At 74.3% G+C, this 10471-nt stretch carries 10 protein-coding genes; 8 read left to right on the forward strand and 2 right to left on the reverse strand.

Translation table 11 applies throughout. The features are described from left to right. Positions 1 to 112 precede the first annotated feature (112 nt). From SACPADRAFT_RS0200380 to SACPADRAFT_RS0200405, 6 genes are all read left to right on the forward strand, one after another. On the forward strand, positions 113 to 295 hold the full coding sequence (locus tag SACPADRAFT_RS0200380; protein WP_007025084.1) for a hypothetical protein: 183 nt from the start codon (positions 113 to 115) through the stop codon (positions 293 to 295). 2 nt (positions 296 to 297) lie between these two features. Beyond that, positions 298 to 1167 (forward strand): TlyA family RNA methyltransferase, encoded by an 870-nt coding sequence (locus tag SACPADRAFT_RS0200385; protein WP_007025083.1) that lies wholly within the window; start codon positions 298 to 300, stop codon positions 1165 to 1167. Further along, complete coding sequence (locus SACPADRAFT_RS0200390; protein ID WP_007025082.1) at positions 1164 to 2087, forward strand: NAD kinase; 924 nt, start codon at positions 1164 to 1166, stop codon at positions 2085 to 2087. Before SACPADRAFT_RS0200385 ends, SACPADRAFT_RS0200390 begins: the two co-directional genes overlap by 4 nt. 79 nt (positions 2088 to 2166) lie before the next feature. Further along, positions 2167 to 4035 carry a DNA repair protein RecN gene (gene recN / locus SACPADRAFT_RS24465; RefSeq protein WP_084258223.1) on the forward strand — a complete coding sequence of 623 codons (1869 nt, stop codon included), beginning with the start codon at positions 2167 to 2169 and terminating at the stop codon, positions 4033 to 4035. A gap of 143 nt (positions 4036 to 4178) precedes the next feature. Further along, positions 4179 to 5426: a putative cytokinetic ring protein SteA gene (gene steA, locus SACPADRAFT_RS24470; RefSeq protein WP_007025080.1), complete on the forward strand. Its 1248-nt coding sequence runs from the start codon at positions 4179 to 4181 to the stop codon at positions 5424 to 5426. Further along, positions 5423 to 6355 carry a copper transporter gene (locus tag SACPADRAFT_RS0200405; RefSeq protein WP_007025079.1) on the forward strand — a complete coding sequence of 311 codons (933 nt, stop codon included), beginning with the start codon at positions 5423 to 5425 and terminating at the stop codon, positions 6353 to 6355. The genes steA and SACPADRAFT_RS0200405 overlap by 4 nt, the downstream gene beginning before the upstream one ends. 33 nt (positions 6356 to 6388) lie before the next feature. Here the strand turns inward: SACPADRAFT_RS0200405 and aroA are convergent, their stop codons facing one another. Continuing rightward, positions 6389 to 7717 carry a 3-phosphoshikimate 1-carboxyvinyltransferase gene (gene aroA, locus SACPADRAFT_RS0200410; RefSeq protein ID WP_051442326.1) on the reverse strand — a complete coding sequence of 443 codons (1329 nt, stop codon included), beginning with the start codon at positions 7715 to 7717 and terminating at the stop codon, positions 6389 to 6391. Between the two features lie 111 nt (positions 7718 to 7828). Here aroA and SACPADRAFT_RS0200415 point away from each other — a divergent pair, with 111 nt between their 5' ends. Further along, positions 7829 to 9529: a CTP synthase gene (locus tag SACPADRAFT_RS0200415; RefSeq protein ID WP_007025077.1), complete on the forward strand. Its 1701-nt coding sequence runs from the start codon at positions 7829 to 7831 to the stop codon at positions 9527 to 9529. Continuing rightward, a complete protein-coding gene (locus tag SACPADRAFT_RS0200420; protein ID WP_007025076.1) occupies positions 9526 to 10155 on the forward strand; it encodes an NUDIX domain-containing protein in 630 nt (209 codons plus the stop codon). The genes SACPADRAFT_RS0200415 and SACPADRAFT_RS0200420 overlap by 4 nt, the downstream gene beginning before the upstream one ends. Positions 10156 to 10178: 23 nt before the next feature. Here SACPADRAFT_RS0200420 and SACPADRAFT_RS0200425 read toward each other — a convergent pair. After that, on the reverse strand, positions 10179 to 10471 hold a 293-nt coding region (locus SACPADRAFT_RS0200425), incomplete at its 5' end, for a TM2 domain-containing protein (RefSeq protein ID WP_233357087.1).

Genomic DNA, 10471 nt, shown 5'->3' on the forward strand with positions numbered 1-10471 from the left:
CGACGGCGGCCGCGGCGCTGGCGACGTTGCGGCTGGCCTGACCCGGGCCGGACCGCCCGGACAGGGCCCCGCCGTGCGTGGCCCGACGGTCCGCATCGGTTAGCGTTGAGGGGTGCACCCACAGACAGACGCAGCATCGCCGGAGGACGGGGACACCGAGCCCCGTGCCCGGATCGAGCGGGCCGTGAGCGCGCTCGACGATCTCGATGCGCTGCCGCTCGCCGAGCACGTGGCCCGGTTCGAGGACGCGCACAGCGCGCTCGCCGCGGCCCTGTCGAGCATCGACAGGGTCTGACGGTGCCGCGCAAGGCCCGTCTGGACGCCGAGCTCGTGCGCCGGGGGCTCGCCCGGTCCCGGGAACACGCGGGAACGCTGATCGGTGCGGGCCGGGTCACCGTCCGGGGACTGGTGGCGAGCAAGCCGGCCACCGGCGTGGACGCGGGCGCGGCGATCGTCGTCCGCACCGACGACGACCCCGGCTGGGCCTCCCGGGGTGCGTACAAGCTGCTCGGCGCGTTGGAGACGTTCACCGCACACGGTCTCACCGTCGCGGGGAAACGGTGCCTCGACGCGGGGGCGTCGACCGGTGGTTTCACCGACGTGCTCCTGCGTGAGGGCGCGGAGGCGGTCGTGGCCGCCGATGTGGGACGGGGGCTGCTCGACTGGCGGCTGCGGACCGACGAGCGGGTCACGGTGCTGGACCGGACGAACGTCCGGGCGCTGACACCCGGGCACACCGGTGGCACCGTGGACCTCGTGGTCACCGATCTGTCGTTCATCTCGCTGCGTCTGGTGCTGCCCGCACTCGCGGAGTGCCTGCGCCCGGGCGGGGACCTCGTGCCGATGGTCAAGCCGCAGTTCGAGGTCGGCAAACACCGGCTCGGCAGCGGCGGCGTGGTCCGGGATCCCGATTTGCGGGCCGAGGCCGTGCTGGAGGTGTCGTCGCACGCCCGTTCACTCGGGCTCCGTCCCCGCGACGTGGTGGCCAGCCCGCTGCCGGGCCCGTCCGGCAACGTCGAGTACTTCGTCTGGTTGCGCGGAGAGGGCGGCGGTCCCGCCGAGCGGGGCCGTGTGGACGGGGACACCGCGGCCGGGGAGGCCGGGGTCCCGTCCCCGGACGAGTGGGAGCGGCGGGTGCGTGCGGCGGTGACGGAGGGTCCCCGGTGAATTCCTCCGGCGACCGCGAGGTCCTGCTCATCGTGCACCCGGACCGCGAGTCCACCACCGGGGCGGCGCGGGACGTCGCCATCCGGCTCGCCGCGGCGGGGATCCGTCTCCGCGTCGTCGACGACGAGGTCCGCAGGCTGATCGAGCCCCCCGGCGGGCACCTCCCGTGCACCGTGGTGACCTCGTCCGACGAGCCCGCGGCCGGGACCGAACTGGTACTCGTGCTCGGCGGGGACGGCACCCTCCTGCGCGCCGCCGAGGTGGCCCGGCCCGCGGGTGTGCCGGTCCTGGGGGTCAACCTCGGCCGGGTCGGGTTCCTCACCGAGGCGGACTACGACGCTCTCGGCGAGACTGTGGACCGCGTGGTCGAACGGCGGTACCGCATCGAGGAACGCATGACCGTCGACGTCACCGTGACCCACGGCGACGTGGTGACGGCCGACACGTGGGCGCTGAACGAGGCGAGCATCGAGAAGAGCTCCCGGGAGCGCATCCTCGACGCGCTGGTCGAGGTGGACGGCAGGCCGGTGTCGTCGTTCGGCTGCGACGGGGTGTTGTGCTCGACCCCCACCGGGTCGACCGCCTACGCGTTCTCCGCGGGCGGTCCGATCGTCTGGCCGGACGTGGAGGCGTTGCTGGTGGTGCCCAGCAACGCGCACGCGATGTTCTCCCGGCCGCTGGTGGTCTCCCGGGACTCGGTGATCACCGTGGACGTCGATCCGCACGGGTCCTCCGCGGTCCTGACCTGTGACGGTCTGCGGCACTTCGACCTGGAACGCGGTTCGCGGATCCGGGTGGTCGCGGGTGCGGTCCCGGTGCGGCTCGCCCGGCTCTGGGAAGGGCCGTTCACCGACCGCCTGGTGCACAAGTTCTCGCTGCCGGTGACGAGCTGGCGCGAACGGCAGGCGCGCCTGAGCTGACCTCCGCCCGCGCGGGAAACGGCCACGTGGGTCGCCGGGTCGGCGACTGCGGTCGTGGGTCGGCGCTACGGTGGTGGACGTGCTTGCGGAGATGCGTATCCAGGGCCTCGGGGTCATCGAGGACGCCGTGCTCGAGCTCCATCCGGGATTGACGGTGGTCACGGGGGAGACCGGGGCCGGCAAGACGATGGTGGTCACCGGGCTGCACCTGTTGTCCGGGGGGCGTTCGGACTCCTCGAAGGTGCGTGCGGGGGCGGGCCGGGCGACGGTGGAGGGACGGTTCGCCGACCTCACCGACGGGCCCGCCGCGCGGACCGTCACCGACGCCGGCGCCGAGCCGGACGAGGACGGCAGCGTGATCGCGCTGCGCTCGGTGGGCGCGGACGGCCGGTCCCGCGCCCACCTGGGGGGACGGTCGGTGCCGGTGGGGGTGCTCGCGGAGCTCGCCGAGCAGCTGCTGGCCGTCCACGGGCAGAACGACCAGCTCCGGCTGCTGCGTCCCACCGAGCAACGGGCGGTGCTGGACCGCTTCGCCGGGCAGCCGGTCGCCGACGTCCTGGCCGAGTACCGGCGGGTCCGGCAGGAGTGGCTCTCGGTCTCGGCCGAACTCGACCGGCGTCGCACGCACACACGGGAGCTGGCGCAGCAGGCCGACCTGCTGCGGCACGGGCTGACCGAGATCGAGGCCGTGGACCCGGCGCCCGGCGAGGACACCGACCTCACCGAGCGGGTCAAACGGCTCTCGGCCGCCGAGGAACTCCGGGAGGCCGCCACCGCGGCGCAGCTCGCCCTCACCGGGTCGGCCGACGGCGACCCGGACTCCCCGGGGGCGCTCGGCCTGCTCGGCGAGGCCCGGCGGCGGCTGTCCGGGGCCGACGACACCACCCTGCGGGAGTTCGAGCCGCGGCTGGCGGAGGCCGCCGTGCTGCTCGACGAGGTCGGCGGCGAACTGGCCGGCTATCTGGACTCGCTGGAGGTCGACCCGGCCCGGCTGGAGGAGATCCTCGCCCGGCAGGCCGAGCTGAAGAAGCTCACCCGCAAGTACGCCGCCGATGTCGACGGGGTACTCGCCTGGGCGGAGGACGCCCGGCAGCAGCTGTCCTCGATGGACACCTCGGAGGACGCGCTCGCCGAACTGGAGGCCCGGCGCGACGCGCTGTCCACCGAGCTGTCCGGGCACGCCGCACGACTGTCGGCCGCCCGCGCGGAGGCGGCGGCCGAGCTGGGCGAGCGGATCAGCACCGAACTGGCCGGGCTCGCCATGGGACAGGCGGGGATCGAGGTCACGGTGCGGGGCAGACCCGCCGGGGCCGACGACACCGAGGCCGTCGTCGTGGGGGACGAGACACTGCACGCGGGGCCCGACGGGGTGGACGACGTGGAGCTGCGGTTGCGGGCGCATTCCGGGGCCCAGCCGCTGCCGGTGCACAAGGCGGCCTCCGGCGGCGAGCTCTCCCGCGTGATGCTGGCGACCGAGGTGGTGCTGGCCCACGCCGACACGGTCGGAACCCTGGTGTTCGACGAGGTGGATGCCGGGGTGGGCGGACGGGCCGCCGTGGAGATCGGCCGGCGGCTGGCGACGCTGGCGCGCACGCACCAGGTGCTGGTGGTGACGCACCTGCCCCAGGTCGCCGCGTTCGCCGACCGGCACCTCGTGGTGGACAAGGACACCGACGACGGGGTCACCCGCAGCGGGGTGCGGGTGCTGGCCACCGACGAGCGGGTCACCGAGCTGGCCCGGATGCTCGCCGGGCTGGACGAGACCGAGACGGGCCGGGCCCACGCCGAGGAACTGCTCGACGCGGCCGAGCGGTACAAGGCCGCCCCGGCCTCCGAAGCCGGGGCACGGTCCGAGGCGCAACCCGATGCGCAACCCGAAGCGAGGTCGGGTGCGAAAGCGGGTCGCGGCGGTGGGGGGCGGAAACGCTCCGCGGGTCGCCGGAGCTGACCGGCGTCTCCCGGCGCGGGCGCACCGCTGTCCGGCGTACCCACGCCCGATCCGCTCCGACGATTCCCGGATCGGGCGAAATCCGACGGGCACGGCGGCGTGGCGGGCCGGGCGCCCCCGCCCGCCTTGCCACGATCGCCCGCATGAGACTCACCGGCCTGCTCGCACGGTCCACCGGCGCCCGGCCCGGCATCACGGGCACGGCGCGTGTCGACCGTCGGCCGCGGGACCTGCGCAGCCGAATCCGACCCGGCGACATCGCGGTGCTCGACCACACCGACCTCGACCGTGCGGACGCCGACGCGCTCGTCCGCGCGGGCGTCGCCGCGGTCGTCAACGCCGCCCCGTCCATCTCCGGGCGGTACCCGAATCTCGGTCCGGAGGCCCTGCTGGAGGCGGGTGTGCCGCTCGTCGACGACGTGGGGTCGGCGGCGCTGCGCCGGATCCGGGACGGCAGCCGCATCCGCGTCCACGACGGCACCGTTTACGCCGGTGACCGGGAGCTCGCCACCGGGACCGTGCAGACCGCGGAGAGCGTGGCCGAACGGATGGACGAGGCCCGTGCCGGGATGTCGGCCCAGCTGGAGGCGTTCTCCGCGAACACGATGGAGTTCCTGCGGCGCGAGCGGGCACTGGTGCTCGACGGGGTGGGGGTCCCCGCCGTCGCGGTGCGGATGGCCGGCAGGCACGTGCTCGTGGTCGCCCCCGGGCCGGGACACGCGGAGGAGCTGCACGCACTGCGCGGGTATCTCGACGAACACCGTCCCGTGCTCATCGGCGTGGAATCGGCGGCCGACACGCTGCGCGCCGCGGGACGGGTGCCCGACATCGTCGTGGGCGATCCGTCCGGGGTCGACACCGCGACGCTGCGCGCGAGCACCGAGGTGGTCGTGCCCGCCGACCCGGACGGGCACGCGCCGGGCCTGCAGCGGGCGCAGGACCTCGGCATCGGGGCGGTCGCCTTCCCCGCCTCGGGCAATCCCGAGGACCTGGCCCTGCTGCTCGCCGACGCGCACGACGCGGCGCTGGTGGTCGGTGTGGGATTCCAGGCCACCCTCGGCGAGTTCCTCGACCACGGACGCTCCGGGTCCAACCCGTCGACGTTTCTCACCCGGCTCAGGCTCGGCACGCGGTTGATCGACGGCGCGGCGGTCGCGACGCTGCACCGCGGCCGCGTCTCGCTCGGCGCCGTCGTGTTCCTCGTGCTGTCGGCGGTGGTCGTGGTCGCCGTCGCGGTGCTCGCGTCCGGCGCCGTGGGGTGGATCCCGGTCGACCGGGCGGCGCACACGATGGACCTGGTGACCGACTGGCTCTCCGGGGTCGCGGGCGGGTTCACCGGGGCGGTCGGCGCGCCCGCCGGGCCCGTGGTCGCGGGGGAGGTCCTCGCGTGATCTCGCTGCGGTACCACGTCCTGTCCCTCGGCGCGGCCTTTCTGTCCCTGGCGGTCGGGGTCGTGCTGGGGGCGACGACGTTGTCCGGCACGCCGGTGTTCGGCGGTTCCGGCGAACAGGACCGGCTCGACGACCGGGTGGCCGAGCTGGAGGCCGAACGGGACGCGCTCGACGCGCGGCTGGCGGGACTCGACGCGTTCGCCGACGCGATCGGTGCCGACGTGGTCGACGGCTCGCTGGACCAGCGCACCGTCCTGCTGGTGACCGACCACGACGTGGCCCGGTCGGTGCGGGACGGTGTGGTGGATCTCGTGGAACGGGCGGGGGCGACCGTCACCGGCGGGATCCGGCTGACGGAGTCGGTGACCGACCCGGACCGTTCCGGGGAACTGCGGGAACTGGTGTTGCAGCTGCAGCCCGCCGGGGTCCGCATGCCGGTCGACGGGGAACCCGGTGCCCTCGTGGGGACCCTGCTCGGTTCGGTGCTGCTGCTCGATCCCGCGGACGGCCGGCCGCACGCCACCGCCGACGAACGTGCCGCGGTGGTCGCCGGGCTGCTCGACGGGGGGTTCCTCACCGCCGCGGACGCCCCCGCCCCGGCCGAGCTCGCCGTGGTGCTCACCGGCGACCCGCCCGCCGACCCCGGGGCGGCCTTCCGCGCCGTCACCCTCTCCCGCCTCGCGACCGGACTCGACCGGTCGGGGTCCGGGACCGTGCTGGCCGGGCCCCTCTCGGCGGCGGACGCCGACGGCGCGATCGGCGCCGCCCGGGCCGACCCCGACTCCACCGCGATCCTGTCCACGGTGGACGGCGTCCGTACGGCGGCGGGACGGATCGCGACCGTTCTCGCGTTGCGCGAACAGCTCGATGGCCGGGCGGGCCGCTACGGGGCGGCGGACAACGCGGAGGCCCCGGCGCCCCGGTCGTGAGTCCCGGGGCCGGGGTCGGGTTCGGGCAACCGCTCAGCCGTCGTCCGTGGTCCCGGTCGGACCACCGTCGTCACCGTCGTCGCCCGGGGACGCCCCGGCCACCACCCGTTCCCACAGCGGGACGAACCCGGGGAAGGTCTTGCCCACGGTGGCCGGATCCTCCACCCGGAGGCCGGGCACCCGCAGGGCCAGGACCGCACCCGCCATGACCAGGCGGTGGTCGTCGTAGGTGTGGAACGTGCCCGCGTGCAACGGTGCCGGACGGATGCGCAGCCCCCCGGCGGTCTCGGTGACGTCGCCCCCGAGCGCGGACAGTTCGGTCGCCAGCGCCGCCAGGCGGTCGGTCTCGTGGCCACGCAGGTGCGCCACGCCGCGGATCTCGGAGGGGCCGTCGGCGAAGCACAGCAGCGCCGCGACCACGGGGGTCAACTCACCGACCTCGTGCAGGTCGAGGGTGCGACCGGCGAGGGAGTCCCCGCCGGTGACCGTCAGGCCGGTGTCGTCGAGGACGGTGCCGCCCCCGAGTTCGGCGACGAGGCTGCGCAACCAGTCGCCGGGCTGCGTGGTCGCGGTGGGCCAGCCCGCGATGCGGACGGATCCGCCGGACAGCAGTGGCGCCACCACGAACGGGGCCGCGCCGGACAGGTCCGGCTCCACGGTGAACTCGTCGCGCGCGAGCCGGGCGGGCGGGACGTGGAAACCGTCGGGGCGCCGCTCGGGCGCCGCGCCGAAGTCCCGCAGCATCTCCACCGTCATCGCGATGTGCGGCTCGCTCGGCGGACTGCCCCGCAGCCGCACCGTCACGCCCTCGTCGAAGGCGGGACCGGCCAGCAGCAGCGCCGACAGGAACTGGCTGGACGCCGACGCGTCGAGGTCGACGGCGCCGCCACGCAGGTGTCCGTGGCCGCGGACGACGAACGGCACGGCGCCCCGGCCGTCGTCGGCGATGTCCGCACCGAGGTCGGTCAGCGCCCGCAGCAGCGGACCCACCGGCCTGCGCCGGATCGCCGGGTCACCGTCGAAGTGGACGGTGCGCGACCCGAGGGCGGCGGGGGCGGGGGTGAACCGCGCGACGGTGCCCGCGTTGCCGAGGTCCACCCCGACCTCGCCGGAACCCTGCGTCACGGGACGGATACGGACGCCGTCGTCGACCCGTTCGGAGACCGCGCCGAGGCGGTCCAGCGCGGCCAGCATCAACCGGGTGTCCCGGGAGTCCAGCGGGGCGCGCACCACGGTCGGCCCCGTCGACAGGGCCGCGAGCACGTACGCGCGGTTGGTGACCGACTTCGAACCGGGCACCCGGACGGTGGCGTCGAGCGGCCCGGCGGCGGCCGGAGCGGACCAGGGGGTGTCGTCTGCCACCCCGTCACTCTGGCACACGGCGGCGCACGGACCGTGCGCAGGTCATCGGGTGCGTGGTGCCCGGTGAGGCCTCGGGCACGGGGGCCCCGGTGTGCGATAAGGTGGAAGCCCGTGGGACTTCAGCCGCGGACTACCAAATACGTCTTTGTCACCGGAGGCGTCGCCTCCTCCCTGGGCAAGGGACTCACCGCCTCCAGCCTGGGCCAACTGCTCACCTCCCGCGGACTGCGGGTCACGATGCAGAAGCTCGACCCGTACCTCAACGTCGATCCGGGCACGATGAACCCGTTCCAGCACGGCGAGGTGTTCGTCACCGAGGACGGCGCGGAGACGGACCTCGACATCGGCCACTACGAACGCTTCCTGGACCGTGACCTGTCCGGGACGGCCAACGTGACGACCGGGCAGGTGTACTCGTCCGTCATCGCGAAGGAACGCCGCGGCGAGTACCTCGGGGACACGGTGCAGGTCATCCCGCACATCACCGACGAGATCAAGTCGCGCATCACCGGGCTGGCCGACGACGACGGCAGCGGCCGCCGTCCGGACGTGGTCATCACCGAGGTCGGCGGCACCGTCGGGGACATCGAGTCGCTGCCGTTCCTGGAGGCGTGCCGGCAGGTCCGGCACGACGTCGGCCGGGACAACTGCTTCTTCCTGCACGTGTCCCTGGTGCCCTTCCTCGCGCCGTCCGGCGAGTTGAAGACCAAGCCCACGCAGCACTCCGTGGCGGCGCTGCGCAACATCGGTATCCAGCCGGACGCGCTGGTGTGCCGGGCGGACCGGGAGCTGCCCGAGGACCTGAAGAACAAGATCGGCCTGATGTGCGACGTGGAGAACGAGGCCGTCGTCGCCTGCCCGGACGCGCCGTCCATCTACGACATCCCGAAGGTGCTGCACACCGAGGGGCTCGACGCCTACGTGGTGCGGCGGCTCGGTATGCCGTTCCGCGACGTCGACTGGACGGTGTGGGGCGACCTGCTGAACCGGGTGCACAACCCGTCGGAGACCGTGCGCGTGGCGCTGGTGGGCAAGTACGTCGACCTGCCGGACGCCTACCTGTCGGTCACCGAGGCGCTGCGGGCGGGTGCGTTCGCCCACCGCGCCAAGGTGGAGATCGTGTGGGTCCCCTCCGACGAGGCCACGACACCCGCGGGTGCCGCCGCCGCTCTGGCCGGAGTGGACGGCGTGCTGGTGCCGGGTGGGTTCGGCGTCCGGGGGATCGAGGGCAAGGTCGGGGCGATCCACCACGCCCGCACCCACGGCATCCCGGTGCTGGGGCTGTGTCTGGGCCTGCAGTGCATGGTGATCGAGACGGCGCGCGAGCTCGCCGGGATCACGGACGCGAACTCCGCGGAGTTCGACGAGAACACCGCCAACCCGGTCATCTCCACGATGTCCGACCAGAAGGAGGTCGTGGCCGGCCAGCGCGACATGGGCGGCACGATGCGGCTCGGCGCGTACCCGGCGAAGCTCGTCGAGGGGTCGCAGGTGGCCCGGGCGTACGGGACCCGGGAGATCTCCGAACGGCACCGGCACCGGTACGAGGTCAACAACGCCTACCGCACGCGGCTGACCGAGGCCGGACTGGTGTTCTCCGGTGTGTCCCCGGACGAGCGGCTCGTGGAGTTCGTGGAGCTGCCCGCCGATACGCACCCGTTCTTCGTCGGCACCCAGGCCCATCCCGAGCTGAAGTCGCGGCCGACCAGGCCGCACCCGCTGTTCGACGCCTTCGTGCGCGCGGTGGTGAACTACCGCACCGCCGACCGGCTTCCGGTGGAGTTGCCGGGGACCGCGGTGGGTGCCCGGTGAGCGCGCCGGGTGACCACGACTTCACCGTCGTCTCGTCCCGGGACGTCCACATCGGACGCATTCTGGGGCTGCGGGTGGACGAGGTCGTCATGCCGGGTGGTGCGGCGGCCCGCCGGGAGGTCGTCGAACACCTCGGGGCGGTCGCGATCTGCGCCGTGGACGACGACGGGACGGTGACCCTGGTCCACCAGTACCGGCATCCGCTGGGCGACCGGTTGTGGGAGCTGCCGGCGGGCCTGCTGGACGCCGACGGCGAGGACCCGGTGGACACCGCGCGCCGGGAGCTGGTCGAGGAGGTCGGTCTGTCCGCCGGGCGCTGGGACACCCTCGTCGACGTCGCGGCCTCGCCCGGGTTCACCGATGAGGTGCTGCGGGTGTTCCTGGCCCGGGACCTCACCACGGTCACACGGCAGGCGCACGGCGACGAGGAGGCCGACCTCGTGGTGACCCGGGTTCCGCTGGACGAGGCCGTGCGCATGGTGCTCAACGGGGAGATCGTCAACGGCGCCACGGTCGGCGGACTGCTGGCCGCGCACGCGGTGCTGAGCACCGGCGGGTTCGAACCGAGGCCCACCGACGCGCCCTGGCGGTACCGGCCGACGCGGTTCGCCGAGCGGGGACGCTGACCGCCGGGGCCCGCGGCGTCCGCTCAGCGGCTGAGCGGACGCCCGTCCCCGTCGACCCCGCCGTTGACCAGCAGCAGGATGCCGTCGATCATCGGCCACAGCGCGCCGAGCCCGAAGGTGAGCAGTGTGACCAGCAGTTGCGCGACGGCGAGCCCGGTCTGTCCGGTGTAGAACCGGCCCACGCCGAACGGCACCACAAGCTGCAGGATGCCCGCGACGACCGCCGAGCGCCCGGAGGTCACCGGCTCCCCGCCCCCGCCGGGCGCGGGCCGGACGGCGCCGTCCGGCGACGTGGTCATCTGCGGCTCCGCCAACA

The sequence above is a fragment of the Saccharomonospora iraqiensis subsp. paurometabolica YIM 90007 genome (assembly GCF_000231035.2).
Taxonomy (GTDB): Bacteria; Actinomycetota; Actinomycetes; order Mycobacteriales; family Pseudonocardiaceae; genus Saccharomonospora; species Saccharomonospora paurometabolica.

Bases quoted from the DNA above. Each gene is read 5' to 3' on its own strand.
- steA (WP_007025080.1), top strand. From the start codon at position 4,179: ATGAGACTCACCGGCCTGCTCGCACGGTCCACCGGCGCCCGGCCCGGC.